This window comes from Nocardioides mangrovi (assembly GCF_020073815.1).
Lineage (GTDB): Bacteria > Actinomycetota > Actinomycetes > Propionibacteriales > Nocardioidaceae > Nocardioides > Nocardioides mangrovi.
The window spans coordinates 143131-169138 of sequence record NZ_JAIQZJ010000002.1 but is presented as its reverse complement, the minus strand read 5'-3'; the positions used below and the strand labels follow the sequence as shown (position 1 = coordinate 169138).

29 protein-coding genes are annotated in these 26008 nt (G+C 72.6%); 17 read left to right on the top strand and 12 right to left on the bottom strand.

What is annotated here, in order from left to right:
- Nucleotides 1-32 precede the first annotated feature (32 nt).
- Complete coding sequence (locus K8U61_RS06120) at nt 33-494, top strand: hotdog fold domain-containing protein (protein WP_224122107.1); 462 nt, start codon at nt 33-35, stop codon at nt 492-494.
- Here K8U61_RS06120 and K8U61_RS06115 read toward each other — a convergent pair.
- Nucleotides 478-1953 (bottom strand): CehA/McbA family metallohydrolase, encoded by a 1476-nt coding sequence (locus K8U61_RS06115; protein WP_224122106.1) that lies wholly within the window; start codon nt 1951-1953, stop codon nt 478-480. The two genes, K8U61_RS06120 and K8U61_RS06115, sit on opposite strands and share 17 nt — an antisense overlap.
- A gap of 72 nt (nt 1954-2025) precedes the next feature.
- Between K8U61_RS06115 and miaB the strand changes: the two genes are divergently transcribed.
- The 3 genes from miaB to K8U61_RS06100 all read left to right on the top strand — a co-directional run bounded on the left by miaB (nt 2026) and on the right by K8U61_RS06100 (nt 4988).
- Nucleotides 2026-3495, top strand: coding sequence for a tRNA (N6-isopentenyl adenosine(37)-C2)-methylthiotransferase MiaB (gene miaB / locus K8U61_RS06110; RefSeq protein ID WP_224122105.1), 1470 nt, complete (start codon nt 2026-2028; stop codon nt 3493-3495).
- Entirely contained in the window at nt 3485-4216 is a 732-nt protein-coding gene (locus K8U61_RS06105; RefSeq protein ID WP_224122104.1) for a Type 1 glutamine amidotransferase-like domain-containing protein, read from the top strand. The genes miaB and K8U61_RS06105 overlap by 11 nt, the downstream gene beginning before the upstream one ends.
- A 97-nt stretch (nt 4217-4313) precedes the next feature.
- Complete coding sequence (locus tag K8U61_RS06100; RefSeq protein WP_224122103.1) at nt 4314-4988, top strand: hypothetical protein; 675 nt, start codon at nt 4314-4316, stop codon at nt 4986-4988.
- Nucleotides 4989-5150: 162 nt separating this feature from the next.
- On the opposite strand, the gene K8U61_RS06095 is transcribed toward K8U61_RS06100, so the two are convergent.
- The 6 genes from K8U61_RS06095 to K8U61_RS06070 form a co-directional block, all read right to left on the bottom strand.
- Nucleotides 5151-6377 carry an HNH endonuclease gene (locus K8U61_RS06095; protein WP_224122102.1) on the bottom strand — a complete coding sequence of 409 codons (1227 nt, stop codon included), beginning with the start codon at nt 6375-6377 and terminating at the stop codon, nt 5151-5153.
- A 578-nt stretch (nt 6378-6955) separates the two neighbouring features.
- A complete protein-coding gene (locus K8U61_RS06090) occupies nt 6956-7192 on the bottom strand; it encodes a hypothetical protein (protein WP_224122101.1) in 237 nt (78 codons plus the stop codon).
- The gene (locus K8U61_RS06085; protein WP_224122100.1) at nt 7189-7452 is read right to left on the bottom strand and encodes a hypothetical protein; all 264 of its coding nucleotides are present in this window, start codon (nt 7450-7452) and stop codon (nt 7189-7191) included. Before K8U61_RS06085 ends, K8U61_RS06090 begins: the two co-directional genes overlap by 4 nt.
- Before the next feature lie 11 nt (nt 7453-7463).
- Nucleotides 7464-7937 carry an NUDIX hydrolase gene (locus K8U61_RS06080; RefSeq protein ID WP_224122099.1) on the bottom strand — a complete coding sequence of 158 codons (474 nt, stop codon included), beginning with the start codon at nt 7935-7937 and terminating at the stop codon, nt 7464-7466.
- Nucleotides 7934-8077, bottom strand: a complete 144-nt coding sequence (locus K8U61_RS06075) for a hypothetical protein (RefSeq protein WP_224122098.1) — start codon at nt 8075-8077, stop codon at nt 7934-7936. Before K8U61_RS06075 ends, K8U61_RS06080 begins: the two co-directional genes overlap by 4 nt.
- A gap of 1 nt (nt 8078) precedes the next feature.
- Complete coding sequence (locus K8U61_RS06070; RefSeq protein ID WP_224122097.1) at nt 8079-8261, bottom strand: hypothetical protein; 183 nt, start codon at nt 8259-8261, stop codon at nt 8079-8081.
- A gap of 18 nt (nt 8262-8279) precedes the next feature.
- Between K8U61_RS06070 and miaA the strand changes: the two genes are divergently transcribed.
- From miaA to K8U61_RS06035, 7 genes are read left to right on the top strand one after another with little or no spacing between them, the layout of a single operon-like run.
- Nucleotides 8280-9221 (top strand): tRNA (adenosine(37)-N6)-dimethylallyltransferase MiaA, encoded by a 942-nt coding sequence (gene miaA / locus K8U61_RS06065; protein ID WP_224122096.1) that lies wholly within the window; start codon nt 8280-8282, stop codon nt 9219-9221.
- Nucleotides 9222-9237: 16 nt separating this feature from the next.
- Nucleotides 9238-10149 carry a helix-turn-helix domain-containing protein gene (locus K8U61_RS06060; RefSeq protein WP_224122095.1) on the top strand — a complete coding sequence of 304 codons (912 nt, stop codon included), beginning with the start codon at nt 9238-9240 and terminating at the stop codon, nt 10147-10149.
- Nucleotides 10146-10670, top strand: coding sequence for a dihydrofolate reductase family protein (locus K8U61_RS06055; protein ID WP_224122094.1), 525 nt, complete (start codon nt 10146-10148; stop codon nt 10668-10670). Before K8U61_RS06060 ends, K8U61_RS06055 begins: the two co-directional genes overlap by 4 nt.
- Nucleotides 10671-10688: 18 nt before the next feature.
- Nucleotides 10689-12491: a gamma-glutamyltransferase gene (gene ggt / locus K8U61_RS06050; RefSeq protein WP_224122093.1), complete on the top strand. Its 1803-nt coding sequence runs from the start codon at nt 10689-10691 to the stop codon at nt 12489-12491.
- A gap of 38 nt (nt 12492-12529) precedes the next feature.
- Nucleotides 12530-13177, top strand: coding sequence for a pyridoxamine 5'-phosphate oxidase family protein (locus K8U61_RS06045; RefSeq protein ID WP_224122092.1), 648 nt, complete (start codon nt 12530-12532; stop codon nt 13175-13177).
- Nucleotide 13178: 1 nt separating this feature from the next.
- Entirely contained in the window at nt 13179-14009 is an 831-nt protein-coding gene (gene dapF / locus K8U61_RS06040) for a diaminopimelate epimerase (protein WP_224122091.1), read from the top strand.
- Nucleotides 14010-14029: 20 nt separating this feature from the next.
- Nucleotides 14030-14806 (top strand): SDR family NAD(P)-dependent oxidoreductase, encoded by a 777-nt coding sequence (locus tag K8U61_RS06035; RefSeq protein WP_224122090.1) that lies wholly within the window; start codon nt 14030-14032, stop codon nt 14804-14806.
- Nucleotides 14807-14814: 8 nt separating this feature from the next.
- Here the strand turns inward: K8U61_RS06035 and K8U61_RS06030 are convergent, their stop codons facing one another.
- Nucleotides 14815-15333: a maleylpyruvate isomerase family mycothiol-dependent enzyme gene (locus K8U61_RS06030; RefSeq protein ID WP_224122089.1), complete on the bottom strand. Its 519-nt coding sequence runs from the start codon at nt 15331-15333 to the stop codon at nt 14815-14817.
- Between the two features lie 50 nt (nt 15334-15383).
- Between K8U61_RS06030 and K8U61_RS06025 the strand changes: the two genes are divergently transcribed.
- Complete coding sequence (locus K8U61_RS06025; protein WP_224122088.1) at nt 15384-16190, top strand: AraC family transcriptional regulator; 807 nt, start codon at nt 15384-15386, stop codon at nt 16188-16190.
- Between the two features lie 71 nt (nt 16191-16261).
- Entirely contained in the window at nt 16262-17824 is a 1563-nt protein-coding gene (locus K8U61_RS06020) for an alkaline phosphatase D family protein (RefSeq protein ID WP_224122087.1), read from the top strand.
- Here K8U61_RS06020 and K8U61_RS06015 read toward each other — a convergent pair.
- Nucleotides 17817-18374, bottom strand: coding sequence for a nucleoside/nucleotide kinase family protein (locus K8U61_RS06015; RefSeq protein WP_224122086.1), 558 nt, complete (start codon nt 18372-18374; stop codon nt 17817-17819). The genes K8U61_RS06020 and K8U61_RS06015 overlap by 8 nt on opposite strands.
- 25 nt (nt 18375-18399) lie before the next feature.
- On the opposite strand from K8U61_RS06015, the gene K8U61_RS06010 reads away from it, so the two are divergent.
- A complete protein-coding gene (locus tag K8U61_RS06010; RefSeq protein ID WP_224122085.1) occupies nt 18400-19653 on the top strand; it encodes a hypothetical protein in 1254 nt (417 codons plus the stop codon).
- 55 nt (nt 19654-19708) lie between these two features.
- Nucleotides 19709-21196, top strand: a complete 1488-nt coding sequence (gene hflX, locus K8U61_RS06005; RefSeq protein ID WP_224122084.1) for a GTPase HflX — start codon at nt 19709-19711, stop codon at nt 21194-21196.
- A 37-nt stretch (nt 21197-21233) separates the two neighbouring features.
- Here hflX and K8U61_RS06000 read toward each other — a convergent pair whose 3' ends face one another.
- Complete coding sequence (locus K8U61_RS06000; RefSeq protein ID WP_224122083.1) at nt 21234-22091, bottom strand: LysR family transcriptional regulator; 858 nt, start codon at nt 22089-22091, stop codon at nt 21234-21236.
- Nucleotides 22092-22162: 71 nt separating this feature from the next.
- Here K8U61_RS06000 and K8U61_RS05995 point away from each other — a divergent pair, with 71 nt between their 5' ends.
- Nucleotides 22163-23377, top strand: coding sequence for an MFS transporter (locus K8U61_RS05995; RefSeq protein WP_224122082.1), 1215 nt, complete (start codon nt 22163-22165; stop codon nt 23375-23377).
- On the opposite strand, the gene K8U61_RS05990 is transcribed toward K8U61_RS05995, so the two are convergent.
- The gene (locus tag K8U61_RS05990) at nt 23355-24239 is read right to left on the bottom strand and encodes an alpha/beta fold hydrolase (RefSeq protein ID WP_224122081.1); all 885 of its coding nucleotides are present in this window, start codon (nt 24237-24239) and stop codon (nt 23355-23357) included. The two genes, K8U61_RS05995 and K8U61_RS05990, sit on opposite strands and share 23 nt — an antisense overlap.
- Nucleotides 24240-24394: 155 nt before the next feature.
- Between K8U61_RS05990 and K8U61_RS05985 the strand changes: the two genes are divergently transcribed.
- Nucleotides 24395-25045: an SGNH/GDSL hydrolase family protein gene (locus K8U61_RS05985; protein WP_224122080.1), complete on the top strand. Its 651-nt coding sequence runs from the start codon at nt 24395-24397 to the stop codon at nt 25043-25045.
- A gap of 6 nt (nt 25046-25051) precedes the next feature.
- Here K8U61_RS05985 and K8U61_RS05980 read toward each other — a convergent pair whose 3' ends face one another.
- Nucleotides 25052-25948, bottom strand: coding sequence for an alpha/beta fold hydrolase (locus K8U61_RS05980; RefSeq protein ID WP_224122079.1), 897 nt, complete (start codon nt 25946-25948; stop codon nt 25052-25054).
- Nucleotides 25949-26008: the final 60 nt, after the last annotated feature.

Genomic DNA, 26008 nt, shown 5'->3' with positions numbered 1-26008 from the left:
CACGAAGGTTACTCGTGGGTAATATCCTCCGCATGAGCCAGGTGCTGACGATGTGGACCAAGGTCTCCCCGCTGCCGCTGGGGGAGCGCGTGTTCTCGCTCCTCTTCGCCCAGAAGGCGCCGTACTTCGCCTCGATCCGGCCGCGCTTCACCCTGATCGAGCCCAACCGCGCCGAGCTGGTGATCCCCAAGCGGCGCCGGGTGCACAACCACCTCGGCACCGTGCACGCCATCGCGCTCTGCAACGGGCTCGAGGCCGCGATGGGCGCCCTGGCGGAGGCGACCATCCCCGCCGACAAGCGGTGGATCCCCCAGGGCATGGAGGTCGCCTACACCGCCAAGGCCACCAGCGACATCACCTGCATCGCCGAGACCGACGCCGAGCAGTGGACGGGGTCCGACCCGAACCTGCCGGTGCGCGTCCGCGGGGTCCGCGACGACGGCACCGTGGTGATCGAGGGCGTCATCCGCCTCTGGGTCACGCCGCGGAAGTGACCGCCGTCAGGTAGATCGGGTTGGTGAGCGCCAGCATCGGGCTGGTCGACGTGGAGCCGCCGCGGACCTCCACGCGGACGAACGCGGTGCCGCCCGGCACCTGGGTCTCCAGCGTGATCGTCCCGTCGACGGCAGCGGCGCGCGCCAGCGTGCTCGTCGGGCCGATCAGGGAGGCCGTCGCGCCGCTCACCCCGGTGACGGTCAGCCGGACCGTCACCTCGTCGTCGGGGCCGCTCGGCACGGTGTCGCCGCACTGGCCGGACACGTCGTCGAGGGTGGCGGTGAACTCCGGGATGTCGACGTCGGCGGAGCCGGTGATCCAGGAGTGGCCGCCCCGGTAGCCGGCGACCAGGTCCGTGACCGCCAGGGACTCAGCGCGTACGACGGTCTGCGCCAGGCCGATCTGCTGGCTCTGCTGGTGGCTGTCGGAGTTGCCGACGGCCGGGATCCGCCGCCCGGCGACCAGCAGCTTGTGCCACTCCGCGACGGCCTTGTTGTCGTAGGTGTCCCACGGGCCGTTCCACACCTCGACGGCGTCCATGTGCTCGAAGTCGGTGCCGAAGTCCCAGCGGATCGACGGCACCGGGATGTAGGGGTGCGCGGCGATGGCGAGCCCGCCGGCCGCGCGGACCTGCGCGGTGGCCTTGGCCAGCGCCTTGTTGTCCTTCTTCGGCTGGGGTGCGTAGCGCCAGTCGATCCAGGTGCCCGCCGGCATGCCCATGGCGAGCCAGTGCCCGTAGCGGGTGGTCACCTCCTCGCCCGGGATGACCAGGAAGTCGTCGAGGTCGCCGACGTACCTGCCCCACGTGAGCGGAGCCGAGCTGGTGTTGTGCTCGGAGCTGCCGATGAAGTCCAGGCCCGCGGCCCGCGCGTAGTCGAGCACGTCCTGCTGGGTCTGCCCGCCGTCGGAGTGCACGGTGTGCACGTGCAGGTCGCCGCGGTACCAGCCGGTGCCGAGACCGGTGCTCGTCGGCGCGATCTGCGGATGGAACTTCGGCGCCGGGTCGCCGTGGTGCAGCCGCACGGTCACGGCGTACTTCGTGCGCGACACGATCTGGTAGGGCCCCAGGGCGACCCGCCAGGTGCCGGGGCGGACCGGACCGGCGAGGTAGCCCGGGGTCGCGCTCGAGCGGCTGATCTTGAAGCGGTCGCGGGCGCCGCCGGACCAGCCGCGGAAGCCCTGCGGGTCGAAGACGCCGAGGTCGATGACGTTCTGGCTGTAGCCCAGGCCGGTGTCGTGCGGCGGGTCGTGGGTGTAGGACACCTCGATCGAGCGGATCCCCTTCGGCACCTCGATCGGCAGGTAGACCCAGTCGCGCGCGTTGCCCGGGTCGAAGTGGCCCTTGAAGACCTGCGTCGACGTCGCGCCGGCCGCCGCCGGTGCGAAGGACATCAGGGCCGCGGTGGTGGCGACGCCGGCTCCGGAGAGGAGCAGGGAGCGACGGTCGAGATGCTGCACGCGCGCACTCTATGTGACCGTCGTCGCGGGTTTCGGGTGGGACGGAGGGGCGCCGTACCCTTGTCGACTGTCATGACGCGCACGTACGAGGTCCGCACCTACGGGTGCCAGATGAACGTCCACGACTCCGAGCGGCTCTCCGGCCTGCTGGAGGACGCGGGCTACGCCGCCGTCCCCACGGGCGAGCAGGCGGACGTCGTCGTCTTCAACACCTGCGCGGTGCGCGAGAACGCCGACAACAAGCTCTACGGCAACCTCGGCCACCTCGCGCCGATCAAGGCCGCGACGCCGGGCATGCAGATCGCCGTCGGCGGCTGCCTGGCGCAGAAGGACCGCTCGACGATCACCCGGAAGGCTCCGTGGGTCGACGTCGTCTTCGGCACCCACAACATCGGCTCCCTGCCGGCGCTGCTCGAACGGGCGCGCGTGCAGGAGGAGGCCCAGGTCGAGATCCTCGAGTCGCTCGAGGTCTTCCCGTCCACGCTGCCGACCCGCCGCGAGTCGGCGTACGCCGCGTGGGTGTCGGTGTCGGTGGGCTGCAACAACACCTGCACGTTCTGCATCGTCCCGTCGCTGCGCGGCAAGGAGAAGGACCGCCGGCCCGGCGAGATCCTCGCCGAGGTCGAGGCCCTGGTCGCCGAGGGGGTCTCGGAGATCACGCTGCTGGGTCAGAACGTCAACGCGTACGGCGTGGAGTTCGGCGACCGCCAGGCCTTCTCGAAGCTGCTTCGCGCGTGCGGCGAGATCGAGGGTCTCGAGCGGGTGCGCTTCACCAGCCCGCACCCGGCGGAGTTCACCGACGACGTCATCGAGGCGATGGCCGAGACGCCCACCGTGATGCCGCAGCTGCACATGCCGCTGCAGTCCGGCTCCGACAAGGTGCTCAAGGACATGCGCCGGTCCTACCGGTCGTCGAAGTACCTCGGCATCATCGAGCGGGTCCGCGCCGCGATGCCGGACGCGGCGATCACCACCGACATCATCGTCGGCTTCCCCGGCGAGACCGAGGAGGACTTCCAGCAGACGCTGGACGTCGTCGCGAGGTCGCGCTTCTCGAGCGCGTTCACCTTCCAGTACTCCAAGCGCCCCGGCACCCCGGCCGCCACGCTGCCGGACCAGGTCCCGCCCGCGGTCGTGAAGGACCGCTACGAGCGCCTCGTCGCGCTGGTCGACCAGATCGCCTGGGAGGAGAACAAGGCGCTCGTCGGCCGCCGCGTCGAGCTGATGGTCGCCGAGGGCGAGGGCCGCAAGAACAAGGACACCCACCGGCTCTCCGGTCGCGGCCCCGACAACCGGCTCGTCCACTTCGCGCCTCCGCCCGGCGTCGAGGTGCGGCCGGGCGACATGGTGACCGTGGAGATCACGTACGCCGCGCCGCACCACCTGGTCGCCGACACCTTCGTCGCGGCCCGCCGTACCCGCTCGGGCGACGCCTGGGCGGCGCGCACCGCCGCCCCGGCCACGCCGGCCGGGGTCTCGTTGGGCATGCCGGCGATCGGCGTACCCGCCCCGCTCCCGGAGGCCGACGCCTGTGCCCGCTGACGCACCGACCATCCTCGCGACGTCCGGTGGCTGGGCGCCGCACGACCGCCTCCGCTGGGGCGTCGGACCGCTGACCGACCACGCCGTCGAGCTCGCCGGCGTCACCGGCCGGGCGCCCAAGGTGACCTTCCTCGGCACGGCGTGCGGCGACGACGCCGGGCTCTACCGCGACTTCTACAACGCCGCTCAGGACAAGGGCTTCCACGCCTCGCACCTGCAGCTCTTCACGATGCCGAACGTCGAGGACGTCACCGCCCACCTGCTCGACCAGGACGTCGTGTGGGTGTGGGGCGGCAGCGTCGCCGGGCTGCTCGCGATGTGGCGGCTGCACGGCGTCGACGACGCCATGCGGGCGGCGTGGGAGGCCGGCGTGGTGCTGACCGGCGTCTCGGCCGGCTCGATCTGCTGGCACGTCGGCGGCACCACCGACTCCTTCGGCCCGGACCTGCGGCCGATCACCAACGGCCTCGGCCTGCTGCCCTTCTCCAACGGGGTGCACTACGACTCCGAGGAGCAGCGCCGACCGCTCTTCCAGTCGCTGATCGCCGACGGCACGCTGCCGTCCGGCTACGCCACCGACGACGGCGCCGGCGTGCTCTACCGGGGCACCAAGATGGTCGAGGCGTTCACCGAGAAGGACGGCGCCGCGGCGTACTTCGTGGAGGCCGGCCCGGACGGCACCGCGGTCGAGACGGAGCTCGACGTCACGCGCCTGCGCTGACCTCTATCCACAGGCGCTCGCGGGCGCCTTGATCGGCCATGCCGTCTCAACGGAGGGTCTTCTCCCGTCACGTCCTCTCGGGAAGGAACCCACCCTCATGCGCAAGCTCGCCATCGCGACCGTCGTCCTCGGCGCCGTCGCCACCCTGCTCACCACCGCCGGTGCGTCGACCGCGGCGACCGGGTACGACGCCCGCGCCCACATGTCCGGCCACCGCACCTGCACCAAGGACGCCCGCGTCGGCGTCACCCAGCGCCGGATCGTCCTCGACAACTCGCGGTCCGCGCACCGCGCGCAGTTCAAGGTCGTCCGCAACGGCGACCACGACGCCGACCCCGTCGTCTACGTCTGGGTCCCGGCCGCCGCCAAGAAGCGGGTCACCGTCTCGGTCCCGCAGCGGACCACCGTCTCGGTGCGGGTCCGTGTCCCCGAGATGGGCCGCGAGGACCTGCGGCTCTCCGCGACCGTCCGCGCCCTCGACTCCTGCTACGTCGCCCGCGTCGCGCCGAAGGCGTCCCTCGGCGGCGTCTCCTGCCAGGGCTCCGACTCGGTCGCCCAGATCGTCCTCGACAACCGGGACACCACCGACGAGAAGGTCGCCTACGCCGTCGCCTCGTCGTACGGCGACTCCACCGCCTCGTTCACCGTCCGCCCCGCGTCGTCGAGCAACTACTACCTGACCGTCCCCACCGGCCGCTCCACCCACGTCGACGTCCGAGCCGCCGGCAAGCGCCTGCTCGCCACCGACATCGCCGCCGTCAGCTGCCCCTGACGGACCGGGTCGGGCGTCCTCCCGCCGGAGGACGCCGACCTGTGGTCGGGGCGCGCGGGCTTCCCGCTGGTTGAGGTGCGAGGAGCGTCAGCGACGAGCCTCGAAACCCGGGGAGCCGGGAGTCGGCGTCCGGGGAAAGGTGTGAGCGTGTCCCGGGTCGGCCTATTCGCGCCGGTGGAAGCTGACTGATCCCTTCGGGCCGCGGCTCATGCCGTACGCGTTGTCGTGGGCACGCATGTGGTGCCAGTGGCAGAGCCCGATGGCGTTGGCGAGGTCGGTGCGGCCACCTTTCGACCATTCCCGGATGTGGTGGGCGTGGAGGCCGGTCGTCCGGTCGCAGCCCTCGGTCGCGCACTGGCCGTGCTGGCGGAGCGTGATCGCGATCCGTTGGGCCTGGGAGTGGAGCCGCTGCTCGCGGCCCAGGTCCAGTACTTCGGACTTGCCGTTGAGGACGACGGGGAGGATCCCGGCCTCGCAGGCCAGCTGCCTCGCGAGGGCGGAGGAGATGCGGTCGCCGGTGTCGAGGATGGTCCCGGCCTGCTCGAGCCGCCCCATCAGCGACTCTTCGGAGATCGTCACGAGGAGGGTGGCGTTGAGGCCGCCGAGCTTGGGGAGCTTGTTCTTCGGGAACCGCATGAGGAGCTCGTAGAACGCCTGCCCCTGAGCCTCGGGACCGGTCCGGACAGCGGCGAGGTGGCCGGTGCCGGCGCCCTTGGTGGCGTTCTGGTGCTTGGCAGCCATCACCGCGGCCAGGATCTTCCGCAACGCGGCGCCGCCGAGCTGCGGCATCTTGAACGACCCACAGGTCGACCCTTCGCCGTCGTCCCAGACCTTCAGGTACATCGACCGCAGCGCCTCGGCCTCTTGGCGTTCAAGGATCTCGGCCTCGCGGGCGTCGGCGCCGTCGGGGTCGATCACCTCCCACAACCGCCGCCCGAGCCGGTCCAACGCTTTCGCGTCGTGCTCGGCCGCGAGGTCGAGGAGGTGCTGCTCCGCCTTGACCCTCTGCTCGGCGGTGGTCTCGTCGGGGAGGGTGTCGACCCACCGCAGGATCACCCGGGCCTGGTCGCGACCGATCACCCCGGCCGCGAGCGCGCGACGGGTGTACGGGTGGGCGTGCAGGTCCTTGCCGAGCTTCACGATCGCGTGGGCTGCGGCGCGGGTGGTCCGGGTCTGGTTGGCCAGCCACACCGCGGTCGAGGACGCACCGCGGTCCTGCCCGACGTTTTGGTCGTCGGCGTGCCGCGCGACCCGGGCCTCGAGCTCGGCGACCTGCGCCTTCAGTGACTGAAGCTCGACGAGTGCACTGGCTGCCTCGGTGTCGCTCATCGACCAGACCGGAGCGTCGGCGATCGAGGTCAGATCAGCACTGGCGTGCGCGATCGCCACCGACACTCGGTGGGTGGGAGTCGCGCTTGTTGCCATGCCTCAACTCAAGCACTGGCCACCGACACTGAGATGCTCAGAACCCCCGTATTCACAGGGCTCTGGGTCACAGGATGGTCACGATCCCGAGCCGTGTTCCGGACATCGGGCCGTGGTTGGCTTGCCGGGGTTTCGAGGCTCGTCGCTGGCGCTCCTCGCACCTCAACCACCGTGCCGAGACCACCGGAAACCCGGGAGGCGACGCCGACCCGAAGCGCGCCGTACCCGCCTTTGCTGCCTGTCGGCGAGCAGTCCGTGTCCTCCCGCAGGACGAAGGTCAGCTCGCCGGGTTTCGAGGCTCGTCGCTGGCGCTCCTCGCACCTCAACCACCGTGCCGAGATCACCGGAAATCCGGGAGGCGACGTCGACCCGAAGCGCGCCGTACCCGCCGTTGCTGCCTGTCGGCGAGCAGTCCGTGTCCTCCCGCAGGCCGAAGGTCAGCTCACCGGGTTGCGAGGCTCAGGCGCCACAGCGCCTTCGCACCTCAACCAGCGGAGTGGCTCAGGCGCCAGGGCGTCTTCGCACGTCGACCAGCGCGGAAGCTAGTCCGTGCGGTACGGGTGGTCCTGCGAGCGCGGATCCTTGCTGGGGTAGCCCGCCTTCGGCGGGACGCCGTCCGGGTTGTCCTCCGGGTTGCCGACGGACTGCTCGGGGAGGGTCTCCTCGTCGGGGTCGCGCTCGTGCTCGGACACGTCGCGGGTGCCGTCGTCCCCGTGCTGGTTCGAATTGGAGGCGCGCAACTCCTCCTCGGGGTTCTTCTCCGGGTTGAGTCCACTCATGCCGGGGACTCCTTGTCCGGCTCGCCGTCGGCCTCGGTGCCGCTCTCGTCGCGGGTGGCCTTGGTGGAGGTGTCCTCGGCCTCGCCGACCTCCTTCAGGACCGGGTCGGGGACCTTCTCCGCGATCGCCGGGTTGTCCGCCAGGGGCGGATCGGGGATCGCGCCGCCGGACTCCGGGTCCTCGGGCGGCGCGTCGGGGCCACCGGCCGGCGGCTCGCCGGGCTCGATCTCGGGTTCGGGCATCTTGCCGAGGTCAGGCATGGGCGCTCCGTTCAGAATCCGAAGGTGGAGTACGCCGTCGTCGTACCCGCTCGCAGCGCCTCCAACACGGACCGCTCGTGCGGGACGACCGGGTCGGGCAGCTCCGCGAGGGGGCACCACCGCAGCTCGGCGGCCTTCTCGGGCTCCACGATCCGCGGCTCGCCGGACCACGACCGCGCGGTGAAGAAGAAGTCGATCCGCTCGTCGATCGGCTCCCCGCCGCGGGTGCGCTGCATCGCGGTCACGAAGGTCAGGTCGAGGTCGGACACGCCGATCTCCTCGCGGGCCTCGCGGTGCGCGGCGTCGTACGCCGTCTCGCCCTGCTCGACGTGACCCGCCGCGGCCGCGGCCCAGTGGTCGTCCATGTAGCCGGTGTTCTGGCGCAGCTGCAGCAGCACCTCGGCGCCGGTGGCGCCGTCGCGCAGCAGGAAGACGTACGACGCCGGCACGACCACGAAGCGGCCGTGCGTGGGATCTCCCGTCACGCGTCGTCCTCCGGGTCCTCGACGTCGTGGGGGGTCAGCTCCGCCTCGCCCTGCTCGCCGTAGACGGTGCCGGTGTCCTCGGAGACGGGGGACTCCTCCTCCTCTGGCAGCGGATCCTCGTGGAAGTCGAACTCGCTCATCTCACTCACCTCCAGAGCCGTCGGACGGCTCGTCGAGCGACGTCTCCGCATTCTCCTCCTGCTCCTCGGCGGACGTCGTGCGGTCGCCGGCGCCGGGCAGCTCGCTGTCGTGCTCGCCCGGCGGGGTCTGCTCGCCGTCGGTGGCGGTCGGCTCGTCGTTCTCCTCGGGCACGGGTGCGGTCATGCTTGCCACACTAACCACATGCCGACCACCTCAACCCCGCCGATCGTGGCCGTCGTCGGCGCCACCGCCTCCGGCAAGACCGGGCTGTCGCTCGACCTCGCCGAGCGCCTCGACGGCGAGGTGGTCAACACCGACGCGATGCAGGTCTACCGCGGCATGGACATCGGTACGGCGAAGCTCCCGGTCGCCGAGCGCCGCGGCATCCCGCACCACCTCCTGGACACCCTCGGCGTCCGCGACCCCGCGACGGTCGCGGAGTTCCAGGGCTGGGCGCGCGCCGAGATCGGGACCATCCGCGGGGCCGGGCGCACCCCGGTCCTCGTCGGCGGCAGCGCGCTCTACACCCGCGCGATCGTCGACCGCTTCGAGTTCCCCGGCACCGACGAGGCCGTCCGCGCCCGGCTGGAGGCGGAGCTCGACGAGGTCGGCAGCGCCGTCCTCCACGAGCGCCTCCGTCAGGTCGACCCCGAGGCCGCCGACCGGATCCTGGTCGAGAACGGCCGCCGGATCGTCCGCGCCCTCGAGGTCGTCGAGATCACCGGCCGGCCCTTCACGGCCTCCCTGCCCACGCTGGACTACGCCGACCCGCGGACCATCCAGCTCGGCGTCGACATCGACCGGCCGACCCTCGACGTCCGCATCGAGGAGCGCGTGGACGCGATGTTCGGCGCCGGCTTCGTCGACGAGGTCGAGCGGCTCCTCGACGAAGGGTTGGCCGAGGGCCGCACCGCCCCGACCGCCATCGGCTACCGCGAGGTGATCGCGCACCTCCGCGGCGAGCTCACCTACGTCGAGGCACGCGACCGGACCGTCTTCGCCACCCGACGCTTCGCGCGCCGCCAGGACTCGTGGTTCCGCAAGGACCCGCGCGTCGTCTGGCTCCGGTACGACGACCCCGACCTCGCCGACCGGGCGGTCGCCGAGGTGAGCAAGATCGGTCAAGCAGCGACCGGCCCCTGACCACCAGACTGGGTCCATGACCGAGCGCGACCGTCTCCGCGAGCTCCTCGACGCGGTGCTCGACGAGCAGCACGGCAGCCTCGCGGAGATGGCCGGCGGCGCGTTCGCCTCGCCGTACCACTTCTCCCGCCAGCTCACCGCAGGCGCCGGCGAGCCGCCGGTGGCGATGCGCCGGCGGGTGATGCTGGAGCGGGCCGCCTGGCAGCTTCGCCGCGGCACCTCGGTGACCGACGCGGCGTTCGCGGCCGGCTACGAGTCGGTCGAGGGCTTCGCCCGCGCCTACGCCCGCGCGTACGGCGGCCCGCCCAGCGAGCCCCTGACGGGAAGCCACTGGCTGCCCGCGCCCAACGGCATCCACTTCCACCCGCCCATGTCGCTGTGGGTGCACACCGGGGAGCAGACGATGACCCAGCCGCTGGACCTCCTGGTCCACCACGACCTCGACGACACCCGCTACCTCCTCGAGCAGGCCAAGCAGCTCAGCGACGAGGACTACCGGCGCGACGCCGGCCCGGCGCTGCTGACCTGGGAGGGCGACGAGGCCAGCGTCGCCCGGGTGCTCGAGCGCCTCGTCCTCACCCTCGAGGTGTGGCTCGCCGCGATCCTCGGCGAGGACTTCCCGGCCGAGGCCGCCGACGACCCCGGCACGCTGCTGCAGCGTCACGACGTGGCCGCGGCGCGCTGGCTGGAGATGGTCCGCGACGTCGAGCGCCGCGGCGGGTGGGAGGACCGCATCGTCGATGCGCTCTGCGAGCCGCCCGAGAGCTTCGTGCTCGGCAGCATCGTCGCCCACGTGCTGACCTACTCCGCCCACCGCCGCCTCGGCGTCCGCGCGATGCTGCGCGGCCTCGGCGTCGAGGTGGACGAGGGCGACCCGATCAACTGGCTGCGCCGCCAGAACGACCGACAGGATGGAGAAGCCGGATGACCACGATCTACTACACCGCGAGCTCCCTCGACGGCTTCATCGCCGACCCGGACAACTCCCTCGACTGGCTGCTCAGCAGGGACATCGACCCGGAGGGCCTGATGAGCTTCGGGGGCTTCCGGGCCGAGGTCGGCGCCGGCGCGGTCGGCGCGACGACGTACCAGTGGGTGCTCGACCAGGAGGGCGACCAGTGGGACGCCTCGCTCCCGACCTGGGTCTTCACCCACCGCGACCTCGCGCCCCAGGACGGCGTCACCTTCACCACCGACGACGTACGCCGGGTCCATGCGGCGATGACCGGGGCCGCCGCGGGCAAGAACATCTGGCTGATGGGCGGCGGCGACCTGGTGGGGCAGTTCGCCGACGCCGGCCTGCTCGACGAGGTGTGGGTGCAGTACGCCCCCGTCGTGCTGGGCGGGGGAGCGCCGCTCCTGCCCCGTCGGCTCGAGCTGAGCCTGGAGGAGCTGGGCCGCAACCGGGAGTTCCTCTGCGCCCGCTACACCGTTTCGCCGCCGGGGTGACCGGGCACGGGACAGTGCATGCGCCGTCTCGGGATCGTCGTACCGCTCGCCCTGCTCACCAGTCTCGTCGTCGCGTCACCGGGTCACGCTGACCCCGGCCCGCCCAAGAAGGCCGTCGCGCGCGGGACCGGCGGGGCGGTCACCTCGGTCGACCCGTACGCCACGCGGATCGGGCTGAAGGTGCTCCGGGAGGGCGGCAACGCCACCGACGCCGCGATCGCGACGGCGGCCGCGCTCGGAGTCACCGAGCCCTTCAGCTCCGGCATCGGTGGGGGCGGCTACTTCGTCCACTACTCCGCCAAGACCGGCAAGGTGCAGACCATCGACGGGCGAGAGACCGCGCCGGCCGCGATGGAGCACGACGCCTTCATCAACCCGCAGACCGGCAAGCCCTACAACTTCTCGCCGCAGCTGGTGACCAGCGGCGTCTCCGTCGGCGTCCCCGGCACCCTGGCCACCTGGCAGCGCGCGCTCGACCGCTGGGGCACCCGCTCGCTGGGCCGCTCGCTGAAGCCGGCGACCGCGCTCGCCCGGCACGGGTTCACCGTCGACGACACCTTCCGCGGTCAGGTGCAGCAGAACGAGAAGCGCTTCAAGGCCTTCACCTCCACCCGCGACCTCTACTACGCCGGCGGCCACGCGCCGCGGGTCGGCTCGACCTTCCACAACCCCGACCTCGCCCGCACCTACCGGCTCATCGCGCAGCGCGGCCCGAAGGCGCTCTACCGCGGCCGGCTGGCCGACGAGATCGTCGACGCCGTCCAGGACCCGCCGACCGTGAGGCACCCGCACCTGCCGGTCCCGGTCGGCTCGATGGTGGCCCGGGACCTCCGCCGATACCGGGCGCTCGACCAGGCACCGACGAGGATCGGCTACCGCGGCCTCGACGTCTACGGCATGGCCCCGTCGTCGTCCGGCGGCTCGACGGTCGGCGAGGCACTCAACATCCTCGAGCGCTACGACCTCTCCAGCCTGCCCAAGGCCGACGCCCTGCACCTCTACCTCGAGGCCAGCGCGCTCGCCTTCGCCGACCGCAACGCCTACGTCGGCGACCCGTCGCAGGTCGACGTGCCGCTCGCCGACCTGCTCTCCGACGACTACGCCGCCGAGCGGGCCTGCCAGATCAGCGGCGGCTCGACGATGGACAAGCCGGTCGACGCCGGTGACGTCACGTCGTACGACGGGGTGTGCGGCGACGGCGGGAGCGCCTCCACCAACACCATCGAGAACGAGAACACCCAGACCACCAACCTCACGGTCGTCGACAAGTGGGGCAACGTCGTCGAGTACACGCTCACCATCGAGCAGACCGGCGGCTCCGGGATCGTCGTGCCGGGTCGGGGCTTCCTGCTCAACAACGAGCTCACCGACTTCAGCGCGGAGTACGACGCGGACGACCCCAACCGGATCGAGCCGCTCAAGCGGCCGCGCAGCTCGATGTCGCCGACGATCGTGCTGAAGGACGGGGCGCCGTACGTCGCGGTCGGCTCGCCGGGTGGCGCCACGATCATCACGACCGTGCTGCAGATCCTGGTGGACCGGCTCGACCTCGGGATGAGCCTCCCCGAGGCGATCGCGGCGCCGCGCGCGACCCAGCAGAACAGTGCCGAGGACCTTGCCGAGCCGGCGTTCGTCCGGAGGTACGGCGATGCGCTGGAGGCGCTCGGCCACCAGGTCGAGACCTACGAGGACATCTTCACCGGCACCCACGAGATCGGCGCCGCGACCGGCATCGAGCTGCGCAAGGACGGCAGCCTCGTGGCGGCCGCCGAGCCGAAGCGACGGGGTGGCGGCTCGGCGATGGTCGTCACACCGAAATGAGTGGAGGGGAGCGGTGACCCCACGGGTACCGTGAACGGGTGACGACCGCCCCCGCCAGGACCGACTGGACCGAGATCACCACGGTCGACGACCTCGTCGACCTCCTCGGCGAGCCCCACGCCCGTGCCCGCGACAAGGGCCGCACTGCGCTGCTCGACGTCGACCGCGACTGGCTGGCCGCGGCGCCGTTCTGCGTGATGGCGACGGCGTCGGCGACCGGCGCCTGCGACGCGTCCCCGAAGGGCGACCCGGCCGGGCAGCTGGTCCACGTCATCGACGACACGACGATCGCGATCGCGGAGCGGCCCGGCAACAAGCGCGCCGACGGCTACAAGAACATCCTCCAGAACCCCCACGTCGGCCTGAACTTCCTCATCCCCGGCCGCGGCGACACCCTGCGGATCAACGGCCGCGCGCGGCTGGTCAGCGAGGCGCCGTTCTTCGACGAGATGGTGGTCAAGGGCCACCGGCCGATCCTCGCGGTGGTCGTCGAGATCGAGGAGGTCTTCTTCCACTGCGCGAAGGCCTTCCTGCGGTCCGGTCTCTGGAAGCCCGAGACGTGGGACCCGAACGGCGTCGTCCCGCGGCGCGCGGTGATCGCGCGCGACGTCGAGCCCAGCGGCATGTCGCTCGAGCAGCTCGACGACTACTACAAGCCCGAGAACTACGAGAAGGGCATGTACTGACGTGCCCGGCTACCCCTTCCTCAAGGGCCACGGCACGGAGAACGACTTCGTGCTGCTGCCCGACCACGACGGCAGCGTCCACGGCGGTCTGACCGACGAGGAGATGGCCGCGCGGGTGCGGGCGCTCTGCGACCGGCGCGCGGGCATCGGCGGTGACGGCGTGCTGCGCGTCGTACGCCGGGGCGCGGACGAGGGCGTCCGGTGGTTCATGGACTACCGCAACGCCGACGGCTCGGTCTCGGAGATGTGCGGCAACGGCATCCGGGTCTTCGCCCAGCACCTCTTCGACGAGGGCCTGGCCGACCCGCGCGAGCCGCTGCCGGTCGACACCCGCGACGGCGTCAAGACGATCACCGTCGAGGCCGACGGACAGCTGACCGTCGACATGGGCGTCCCGCAGGTGCTCGGCGAGACCAAGGTGGCGGTCGGCGACCACGCCTGGCCCGCGCAGCACGTCGACATGGGCAACCCGCACGCCGTCGCCTTCGTCGAGTCGCTCGACCGGCACGGCCCGGTCGGTCCGCTGCTGGACGAGCCCGACTACGACCACGCGGTCTACCCGGCCGGCGTCAACGTGGAGTTCGTCGTACGCCGCGGCGACGGCCACGTGGCGATGCGCGTGCACGAGCGCGGCTCGGGCGAGACCCGCTCCTGCGGCACCGGCGCCTGCGCGGTGGCGGTCGCGGCCGCGGTCGCCGACGGGCGCGGCCCGGGCTCGACGTACCGCGTCGACCTGCCCGGCGGCACCCTCACCATCGCGTGGACCGCCGACGACCGGATCCTGATGACCGGCCCGGCTGTCGTCGTGGCCCGGGGGACCACCGGCCTGTAACGGGTTCTATGCTCCGGGCCATGGACATCAACGGAGCCAGTGCCATCGTCACGGGCGGCGCGTCGGGCATCGGTGCCGCGGCCGCCCGCCAGCTCGCCGCCAAGGGCGCGGTCGTCGTCGTCGCCGACCTGCAGGCCGACAAGGGCGAGGCGCTCGCCCACGAGATCGGCGGCGTCTTCGCCCAGGTCGACGTCACCAACACCGACCAGATCAAGGCCGCGGTCGACGCGGCCGCCGAGATCGCCCCGCTGCGCGCGGTCGTCAACTCGGCCGGCATCGGCTGGGCCCAGCGCACCATCGGCCGCGACGGCGAGTTCGACTCCGCCCACGACCTCGACGCCTTCCGCAAGGTGATCGCGATCAACCTGATCGGCACCTTCGACATGACCCGTCTCGCCGCGACCGCGATGAGCCGCAACGAGCCCGACGCCGACGGCTGCCGCGGCGCCATCTGCAACCTCGCCTCGGTCGCCGCGTTCGACGGCCAGATCGGCCAGGCGTCCTACTCCGCCTCCAAGGGCGGCGTCGTCGGCATGACCCTCCCGGTCGCCCGCGACCTGGCCGCCTCCGGCATCCGCCTCAACACCGTCGCCCCCGGCCTGATCGACACCCCGATCTACGGCGAGGGTGAGGGCGCCGAGGCGTTCAAGGCCAAGCTCGGCGAGAGCGTGCTCTTCCCCAAGCGCCTCGGCGTCCCGGACGAGCTGGCCAGCATGGTCGTCGAGTGCATCACCAACAGCTACATGAACGCCGAGGTGGTCCGCGTCGACGGCGGCATCCGGATGCCCCCCAAGTAGCCGACCCGTCAGGAGCGGCCCATGCGGGCCAGGATCTTCGTCTGGCGGTCGGCGTCGTCCGGCACGTCGACCGGCTGCCGGAAGACGCCCTCGTCGTAGGCGTGGTCACCGAAGCCGACGAACGCCTGGTCAAGGGCGTCCATGTCGGCCTCGGTGAAGGTCGTGGGGGATCCCTGCGAGCTGCCGAGGTCCCAGCCGTGGACGACCAGGTCGAAGCCGTAGAAGTCGTCGAGGGTCGCGCCGATCGTCGTCCGGCCGAAGAACCCGTCGTACTCCCGCGCTCGTACGTCGTCGTCGACGACGTCGCGGACGGCGGCCAGGTGCGCCGCCCACACCTCCTCGGGCGACCCGCTCGGCCGGTCGCCGAGCTCGAGGTCGGACCGGGTGAAGTAGTCGCGCTCGGTGTCGACGACGTGGTCGACCAGGTCGGCGGCGGTCCAGCCCTCGCAGGGGCTGGCGGCGGACCAGTCGCTGGTCGCGGAGACGGTGGCGGTGAAGCGGTCGGCGGCGTCGTCGTAGAAGGTCATGCCTCCACGATCGCGTGCCGATGTCGGAGGCTCTTGCAAGAATCCGACACATGACCGGCCCGCGTTCGATCGACCCCACGGAGCGAGCCCACCTCCTCGACGAGACCGGCTACACCCCGCCGATCCACCGCTACGCCCCGAGCCCGCCGCTGGCGGACGCCGTACGCCGCTACTGGATGCCGGTCTGGTCGCTGCCCGACGGTGCGACCTCGGTGCAGCGGGTGCTGCAGTACCCCGTCTGCCTGACGGTGATCTCGCACGAGTACGCGATCCTGGTCGGCCCGAGCAGCGGCCTGTCCACCCAGGAGCTCGCCGGCTCCGGCTGGGCGCTCGGCACGATGTTCCAGCCCGCTGTCGGCACGACGCTCGCCGACGGGCCCGTCGACCGGCTCACCGACCAGGTCGTCCCGCTCCCCGACGAGGCGCTCGTCGCGCGGGTCCGCGCGACGATCGGGGACGACCCCGACGACCCGGCCCGGCGCGTCGAGGCGGTCGCCGCCATGGAGGAGTGGATCGCCGGCCTGCTGCCGATCGACGAGGAGGGGCTGCTCGTCAACGCGATCGTCGAGCACGTCGAGGGCGACCCGGCCGTGCAGCGGGTGAGCCAGGTCTGCGAGAAGTTCGCGATCACCGAGCGCACCCTCCAGCGCCTCACCGCCCGGCGGATCGGGCTCTCGCCCAAGTGGCTGGTGCAGCGCCGCCGCCTCCACGAGGCAGCGGAGCGGCTGAGCGACGCCGGCCCCGACCTCGCGCGCGTCGCCGCCGACCTCGGCTACGCCGACCAGGCCCACTTCGGCCGCGACTTCAAGGCCGTCACCGGCCTGACGCCGGGGGAGTTCGCCGCCGAGCCCCGCTGATCATCATCTGTACGCCGACACGACACGTCGGCGTACGGGTCCCGTCGGCCGCACTCGCCAGCGTGCGGGCCATGGTCCTCCTCGGGAGACGGGCCGCCCTGGCAGCCGGGGTGGCGATCGGAGGGACGCCGGGACTCGTGGTCGCCGGCCTGCGCAGCGGATCGGCGTCGCTGGTCCGCGACCGGATCCACCTCACGTCGGGCGCCCGGTCGGGCGAGGTCACCACGTCCTCGGCGGTGCTCTGGGCGCGGGCGTCGGCGGACGCGCGAATGTCGGTGCGACTGTCCAGCAATGGCCGGCTGGTGCGCCGGATGTCCGGCGGTTGGGCCGACGAGCGCACCGACCACACCGCGCGGCTGATGGTCGACGGGCTCGCGCCCGGGCGCCGGTACGACGCGGAGGTGTCCTTCACCGCGCCGGACGGGACGTCCAGCGCCCCGGAGCTGATCAGCTTCAGCACCGCGCCGGTGCACGCCGCGGCGCAGTCGTTCGTGTGGTCCGGCGACACCTGCGGGCAGGGCTTCGGGATCAACCCGGACCTCGGCGGGCTGACGGCGTACCGCGCGATGCTCGACACGCGTCCCGACTTCTTCCTCCACTGCGGCGACACGATCTACGCCGACATCGAGATCGACGCGACGGTGCGCGAGCCGACCGGCGACCTCTGGCGCAACGTGGTCGCCGAGGGGGTCGGCAAGGTCGCCGAGACCCTCGAGGAGTTCCGCGGCCGGCACCGCTACCCGCTGCTCGACGACAACGTCCGGGCCCTCTACGCCGAGGTCCCCACCGTCAGCCAGTGGGACGACCACGAGACCTGCAACAACTGGTACCCGGGCGAGGTGCTCGACGACAGCCGCTACACCGAGCGGAGCTGCGACGTCCTGGCCGCCCGCGGCCGGCGCGCGTGGCAGGAGTACCAGCCGGTGCCGGTGCGCCGGATGGTCGACCGCGGCGGCGACGGCTACGCCCGGCAGCGGATCTACCGGAAGGTCCCGCGGGGCCAGCACCTCGACCTCTTCGTGCTCGACATGCGCTCCTACCGCGGACCCAATCCGACCTCGGCCGAGGCCGGCCAGCCCGGGCTGCTCGGCACCGATCAGGAGGCCTGGCTGATCCGCGAGGTCGCCGCCTCGACCGCGACCTGGAAGGTCATCTCCGCCGACCTGCCGATCTCCGCGCCCTCCAACCACAGCGACGACCTCGACAGCGCCGCCAACCTCGACAGCGGCCAGCCCACCGGTCGCGAGCCCGAGATCGCCCGCGTGCTCTCGGCGTTCAAGCGGCACGGGGTCCGCAACGTGGTGTGGCTGACCGCCGACGTGCACTACACCGCGGCCTACCACTACCGCCCGGACCGCGCGGCCTACACCGACTTCGACCCCTTCTGGGAGTTCATCTCCGGCCCGGTCGCGGCCGGCACGTTCAGCGTCAAGGACTCCTCGCTGGACGGCACCTTCGGCCCCGAGGTCGTCTACTCCAAGGGCAACGAGACGACGTCGTGGACGCAGTCGCCGCGGGCCGGCAACCAGTTCTTCGGCCACGTGCACATCGACGCCGACGGGCTGCTGACCGTGACCCTGTACGACGGGGCGGGCACGGCGCTCTGGTCGCAGGGGCTGGAGCCGGTCAGCTGACCTCGACCACCAGGTCCGCCCGGGCGGCCGCCGCCTCGACCAGCGCCGCGTTGGCGTCGTCCACCCGCGCCACCCACGCCGCGGCCTCGGCGGGCGACTTGCCGAACTCCACGTGCCGGGCGACCAGCCGCGTCCGGCGTACGTCGTCGGCGACGTGGAGGTGCCAGACCACGTCGAGCTGCTCGCGCACGGCGCGCCAGCGAGGCTCGTCGAGCAGCAGGTAGTTGCCCTCGGTGACCACCGTGCCGCGCGGGGGCACCCACAGCGCGCCGGCCAGCGGCTGCTCGAGCTCGCGCTCGAAGACCGGCGCCACCGCCTCGCCGAGCCGCACCCGGGCCAGGAGCGCGGCGTACCCCTCCGCGTCGAAGGTCTCGGGGGCGCCCTTGCGGTCGCGCAGCCCGCGCCGCACGAGCTCGCGGTCGGCGTAGTGGAAGCCGTCCATCGGCACGACCGGCAGGCCCAGCGCCTGCGCGAGGGTCGACTTCCCGACGCCCGGGGCGCCGGTGATGCCGAGCAGACGGATGCCGTCCGGGACGGGTGGGATTCTCACGGGGCCACCGTAGAGTCAGCAGATCATGCCCGTCCCGCTCCACGCCCTCCTCGCCGCCACCCTGGCGCTGGCCCCCGTGCCCGCCGGGGGACTGGACGCCTCCTTCGGCGACCGCGGCAAGGCGTACGCCGACTTCGGCGCCGGCCGGGACACCGAGATCGCCGCCGACCTGGCCGTCACCGGCAAGGGGCAGGTGCTCGCCGTCGGCACGGTCGAGACCGGTGGCGTGAGCCGGTGGGCGGTGGCCCGGTGGAGGCGCAACGGCGCCCTCGACCACGGCTTCAGCGGCAACGGTCGCGCGGTCACCGCGATCGGTGACTCGGACGCCGCGCACACCGTCGAGCTGCGCGGCTCGGGGCGCTCGCTGGTCGGCGGGACCTCCGACGGCCGGTTCGCCCTGGTCGCCTACCGCGCCGACGGCACGCTCGACCCGGGCTGGGGCACCGACGGCGTCGTCACCACCGACCTCCCGGCCGGCGCCGCGACCGTGCTCGACCTGCTCCTCCTGGACGACGGCTCGGTGCTCGCGGGCGGGATCGCCGGCGACCGCCTCGCGGTCGCGCACTACGGCGCCGACGGGGAGCTCGTCGACGTCGTGACGTCCGCGCACCCGTTCGCGGGCACGGTCAACGGCGTGGAGGTCCAGCCCGACGGCAGCCTGCTCGCGACCGGCGTCGGCGTCACCGACGACGACGGGGTCCGCGGCGTCCGCACCGAGTGGGTCGACGCCGCCGGGCTGCCCGAGCCGGGCTTCGGCACCGCCGGCGGGGTCACGACGTACGCCGCCGACAGCGAGGGCAACCTCGGCAACGTCGTGCGCCACCAGCCCGACGGCACAGTGCTGGTCGGCGGCTCGGCGTACGGCCCGGGCGACTATCGCTACCAGATGCTGCTGCGCTACCTGCCCGACGGCAGCCTCGACCCGTCGTTCGGCCGCGGCGACGGCTACACCGACGACCTCTTCGACTACTACTCCCAGGCCGACGACCTCGCCGTCCAGGACGACGTCCGGATCGTCGCGGTCGGCTGGGCCGCCGGCGAGGACCCGCACCGGGTGGCGGTCTCGCGGTACACCGCTGCCGGGGTCCTCGACGCCTCGTTCAACGGCAAGGGCTACCGGACGATCGCGTACGGCGAAGGCTCGCCGACGGTCGCGTCGTCGTGGTCGGAGGGGCGAGCGGTGGCCCTGGCCGGCGACCGGATCTACGCCGTCGGGGGTGTGCGGTTCGGCGTCGGGAAGCACGACGTCGCGTTCGTCGGCGTACGGCTCGGTCGGTAGGCACCTGGGTAAAGAGTTCGCCGCCCGACCGGTGCCGACCTACTCTTGAACGCGTATGAGTAACGCATCTGACTTCAACCTCGACTCCGCGCTCGAGGAGACCGACGCCTGGGACGAGGACGAGGAGCTCGAGTCCGGCTACGCCGTGGTCTCCGCCGACGAGCCGGACCCCGAGGACCTCACCACCGGTGAGATGGACCTGGCCGAGCGACACCAGCTCCGCCGCGTCGCCAGCCTGCGCACCGAGCTCGAGGACATCACCGAGGTCGAGTACCGCCAGCTCCGCCTGGAGCGCGTGGTGCTCGTCGGTGTCTGGACCGAGGGCACGGTGGACGACGCCGAGAACTCCATGGCCGAGCTCGCGCTGCTCGCCGAGACCGCCGGATCGGAGGTCCTCGACGCGATCTACCAGCGCCGGCAGTCGCCCGACCCGGCGACGTACATCGGCCGCGGCAAGACCGAGGGCCTGGGCGAGATCGTCCGCGCCACCGGCGCCGACACCGTCATCTGCGACGGCGAGCTGGCGCCCAGCCAGCTGCGCAACCTGGAGGACCGGCTCAAGGTCAAGGTCGTCGACCGGACCGCGCTGATCCTCGACATCTTCGCCCAGCACGCGAAGTCGAAGGAGGGCCAGGCGCAGGTCGAGCTCGCCCAGCTGCAGTACATGAAGCAGCGCCTCCGCGGCTGGGGCGGCAACCTCTCCCGCCAGGCCGGTGGCCGCGTCGCCGCCGGTGCCGGCATCGGAGGTCGCGGTCCCGGTGAGACCAAGATCGAGACCGACCGTCGCCGGATCAACACCAAGATCGCCAAGCTCCGCCGCGAGCTGCGCGAGATGAAGGGGACCCGCGACACCAAGCGCCAGGAGCGCCGTCGCAACCACATCCCCAGCGTCTCGATCGCGGGCTACACCAACGCCGGCAAGTCCTCGCTGCTCAACCGGCTCACCGACGCCGGCGTGCTCGTCGAGGACGCGCTCTTCGCGACGCTCGACCCGACCACCCGGCGTACGACGACCGCCGACGGCCGCGTCTACACGATGAGCGACACCGTCGGCTTCGTCCGGCACCTGCCCCACCAGCTGGTCGAGGCGTTCCGCTCGACGCTGGAGGAGGTCGCCGACTCCGACCTCGTCCTGCACGTCGTCGACGGGTCGCACCCCGACCCGGAGGGCCAGATCTCCGCGGTGCGTGAGGTGTTCGCCGAGATCGGCGCGACCGACGTCCGCGAGATCATCGTGATCAACAAGGCCGACGCCGCCGACCCGCTGGTCCTCGGCCGCCTCCAGCGCGCCGAGCCGCACTCGGTCGTCGTGTCCGCCAAGACCGGCGAGGGCATCGCCGAGGCGCTGCGCCTCGTCGAGAGCGAGCTGCCCCGGCCGGGCGTGGAGTTCAAGGCGCTGCTGCCCTACGAGCGCGGCGACCTGATCAACCGCCTGCACCAGCACGGCGAGATCGCCTCGATGGAGCACACCGGCGAGGGCACCATCGTCGTCGGCCGCGCCAACGAGGACCTCGCCGGCGAGCTGGCGGCGTACGCGCTCTGAGTCGGCCGGCCGCTGAAACTCCCGCGCCGCCCGGCGCCTAGGGCCGGCTGGCGAAGTCGCGGAAGCGGGCGGCGGCGGGGGACAGGTCACGGTCGGTGCGCCAGACCAGGCCGATCGAGCGGCGCACGCTCGCGCCCTCGAGCGTGATGCCGACCGTGCCGGAGGCGCCGGCGAGGTGCTCGGGCACGATCGCGACGCCGAGGCCGGCGGCGACGAGACCCTCGATGGTCGCGAGGTCCTGGCTCTCGAAGGAGATCGGCGGGGTGATGCCGGCGGTGCGGAGCAGGTCGTCGGTGAGCTGCCGGAACCCGAAGCCCGGCGGGATCATCACCATCTCCTCCTCGGCGAGCTCGCGCAGCGCGACCCGCTTGCGGCCGCTGAGCCGGTGGCCGGCGGGGACGACGAGCACCTCCCGCTCGTCGAGCAGCGGAGCCCAGCCGAGCCCGTCCTGACGGGTGGTGATCGCGAGGTCGGCGGCGCCGGTGGTGAGGTCGTCGACGATCTCCCGCGACGGCTCCTGTCGCAGCACGAGCCGCACCCGCGGCGCGACCTGGTGGAAGTCGCGGAGCAGCCGTGGCACCAGCAGCCCGGCCATCGAGTCGAGGAACGCGAGCCGGACGACGCCCGCGTCCGGATCCAGCAGGGTGGCGACGTCGTCGACCAGCTGGTCGTGGCGGTCGGCGATGTCGCGGGCCGCTGCGATGGCGAGCTCGCCGGTCGGGGTCAGCCGTACGCCGGTGGGCACTCGCTCGAACACCCGCGTCCCGAGCTCGGCCTCGACGCGGGCGATCGCGCGCGACAGCGTCGGCTGGGGGACGCCGAGCACGGCGGCGGCATCGGTCACGTGCTCGAGCTCGGCGACGGTGACGAGCCACTCCAGGTCGCGAACCATCATGCACGGATCGTATCGAGACCGAGCAATCGAGACATTGGAAGTATGACGTCCGGCGCGGCACAGTCGACCAGGTGGAGATCGAGGGACACCTGCCGGGGAGCACCGGCTACCGCCGCGTGGTGGCGGCGCTCTTCGTCGCGGGCATGGCGACGTTCGCGCTGCTCTACAGCACCCAGGCGCTGCTGCCGGAGCTCGCGGCCGACTTCGGCGTCTCGACCGGCGCGAGCACCCTCACCCTGTCCCTGACCACCCTCGGCCTCGGTCTCGCACTGCTCGTCGCCGGCCCGGCCTCCGAGCTGCTCGGCCGCACCCGACTCATCCACGGCTCGCTCGCCGCGTCGGCGGTCGTCGCGCTCGGCTGTGCGGTCGCGCCCACGTGGTCGAGCGTGCTGGTGCTGCGGTTCGCCGAGGGCGTCGCCCTCGCGGGGCTCCCGGCCGTGGCGACGGCGTACCTCCGCGAGGAGCTGCACGTCTCCACCCACGCCCGCGCCGCGGGTCTCTACATCGGCGGTACGGCGCTGGGCGGCATGACCGGCCGGCTGCTGACCGGTGCGGTCGGCGAGGTGGCCGGCTGGCGCTGGGCCCTCGCGGCGTCCGGGCTGCTCGCCGTCGGGTGCGCGGTCACGGTGCGCGCGCTGCTGCCACCCTCCGCCCACTTCGAGCCCTCGGCACCCGGGCTCCGCCTGGTCCTGCAGCGCACCGTTCGCGCGCTGTCCGACCCGGCCCTGCTCGCGCTCTACGGCATCGGCGGCTGCTCGATGGGGATGCTGGTCGCGGTCTTCAACACCCTCGGCTTCCGGCTCGAGGCGGCGCCCTTCCACCTCGGCCTCGGCGCGGCGAGCCTGGTCTTCCTCGTCTACCCGCTCGGCACGGTCAGCTCGGCCGTCTCCGGCCGGATGGCCGACCGGCTCGGCCGCCGGGCCGTGCTCCCCGCGGGCTGCGTGCTGGCCCTGGCCGGCCTGCTGCTCACCCTGGTCGACTCGCTTCCGCTGGTGGTCGCCGGCCTCGGGCTGCTGGTCGCGGGCTTCTTCGTGGTGCACGGCATCGCCAGCGGCTGGGTCCCCGCCCGTGCGTACGCCGGCGGTGTGTCCGCGGCCCAGGCCGCCTCGCTCTACCTCTTCTCCTACTACCTCGGCTCGTCGCTCTTCGGCAGCGTCGCCGGACCCGCGTGGGCCGGCGCCGGCTGGGCCGGCGTGGTCGTCCTCGGCCTGCTCCTGCTGGGCGTGACCGCGACGCTGGCCGGGGTGCTGCGACGCACGCCGGCTATCGTCCGGCCAGCTGCCTGAGCTCGGCGAGGATCTCGTCGAGCCGGTCGAGGATCGACAGGTGCCCCTCCTCCTCGAGGAGGTGCGCCCGGGCGCCGGGCACGGTCGCCGCCAGCCACGCGCCGTGGGCGAAGGGCACCATCGCGTCCTGCCGGCCCTGCCAGACCGCGACCGGCACCCGGATGTCGGCGAGGTCGAAGCCCCACGGCGTGACGGCGGCGATGCCGTCGTCACGGACCCCGACCACGCCCTGGGCGCCGGCGTGGCGGAAGGTGCGGCTGATCCAGTCCGCGAAGTCGCCGACCATCGTCGCCTGGTCGACCGGCGTCACCAGCCCGCCCAGCGCCTCGGACAGCTCCTCGGGCGTCGCCTGCAGCACCGGCATGAAGTGCTCGAGCAGGTAGGCCTCGTAGACCTCCCGGCCCTGCTCGGCGGCGTGGTACTCCGCGTGGTTCTCCTCCGCCATCCCGTCGAACCAGTCCAGGCCGGCGCCGTGCAGGGGCCCCACGCCGGCGACCGTCGCGGCGGCGAGGCACCGGTCGGGCAGCAGCGCCGCGCAGGCGAGCGCGCGTGGGCCGCCGCCGGACCAGCCGTAGGTGAGGAACTCGCCGATCCCGAGGTGGTCGAGCACGAGCGCCGACTCCTCGACGTCGTCGGCGTACGCACCCGCCGCCGGCCGCGGCGTCGAGGCGCCGTACCCGGGACGAGAGTAGGTGACGATCCGCAGCCCGCGCCTGCGGGCGAGCTCGTCGAAGGGCGCGTGCTCGGCGACCGCGGACGGTGAGCCGCCGTGGTAGAGGACGGCGAGGCCGTCCGGATCACCCATCTCCAGGACCTCGATGGTGCGTCCGTCGGGACCGGGGACCTGCCGTCGCTCGCTCATGGGACCACCCTCTTTCTCGGGGTATTTCTTGCGACCAGGTCACGGGTCGGCAACATCGCCAGCAGATCCGGGGCCGCGACCCCATCATTGCTCTCGTGGTTCTTCGGGGGGCTGCGGACGCGGGTTCGCTCAGGTCGGTACGTCGGCGTACTGCCGTGCTCGGAGGCGTCCTGGCCTTCGTGCTGGCGTCGCTGGTGATCGTGCACGTCGCCGACCGGGCGAGAGCCGACGACGACCGCTGCCAGCAGTTCGCGAGCGACTCCCGGATCCGCGCCACCGAGGACACCGGCACCGGCGAGCGGGTCGTCGTGATCGGCGACTCCTGGTCGGCCGGGCTCGGCCTCGACCGCTCGGTCGGGTCGTGGCCCTCGCGGCTCGCGGGCTCGGTGCACGTGGCCGGCTTCTCGGGCTCGGGCTTCAGTGAGCACGCCAGTCCCTGCGGCCGGGTCTCCTTCGCCGACCGGGCCGCGTCCGCCATCGGCGGCGGGGCCGACCTGGTGGTCGTCGAGGGCGGCCTCAACGACTTCGACCAGACCGCGGCCGACGTCCGCGCCGGCTTCGTGCGGCTGATGTCGGTCCTGCACGGCCAGCACGTGGTGATCGTGGGGCCGGCCATGGCGCCGTCGCGGGCCGCGCGGGTGCCGGCCGTCGACGACCTCCTCGCCCGGCTCTGCGAGCAGTACGACGTGACCTACGTGCGCACGTCCGGCCTCGACCTGCCCTACCTCGGCGACCGGCTGCACCTCACCGCCGCCGGGCACGAGGAGTTCGGCGACTACGTCCGCGACGAGCTGGCTGCGCTCTAGCGCCGGCTAGCGCAGGCCGGCGAGGTCGCGCAGGTCGGCCAGGATCTCGTCGAGCCGGCCCAGCATCGTCAGGTGCCCGTCGTCGGGCAGCAGGTGGTGCCGTGCGCCCGGCACGTGGTCGGCCAGCCAGGCCCCGTGGGCGAAGGGCACCATCGCGTCGGCGACGCCGTGCCAGATGGACACGGGCACCGCGATCTCGTCGAGGTCGAAGCCCCAGCGGCTCATGATCGCGAGGCCGTCGTCGCGCGCCCCGGTCACGCCCTGGATCGCCGACCTGCGGAACGTCGCGGCGAGGAAGGCGGCGTACTCCGGCGTGACCATCGGCCGGTCCACGGCCGTGACCGCGCCGTACATCGACTCGGCGACCATCTCCGCGGTCGCGTCGAGGAAGGGCGCGAACTCGCGAGCCAGGTAGGCCGCGTACGCGCGAGCGCCCTGGGCGGCCGCGGCCAGCTCGGCGACGTTGGCCGGCACCATGCCGGCCACCCAGTCCAGGCCCGCGCCGTCGACCGGCGCGACGGAGGCGACGGTCGAGGCGGAGAGGCAGCGGTCGGCCATCGTGGCCGCGCAGAGGAGCGCCCGCGGTCCGCCGCCGGCCCAGCCGAGCGTGACGAAGGCACCGATGTCGAAGTGGTCGAGGATCGCGGTCAGGTCACCGAGGTCGTCGACGATGAGCGGCCCGGTGGTCGGCATCGGCTTCGGGGACGAGCCGCCGTAGCCCGCGCGTGAGTGGGTGATCAGCCGCATCCCGGCGCGCTCGGCGGCGTCCTGCAACGGCGGGAAGTCGACCACGGCGCTCGGCGACCCGGCGTGGTAGAGCAGCGGGAGGCCGATCGGGTCGCCACTGACGAGGACCTCGAGGGTGCGGTGACCGGGCGCGGGGATCTCCAGGACCTCGCTCATCCCACCTCCGTCGCACTCCCGTTGCTGAGTGAGATTAACCGCTCACGTGGCCTGGGGACG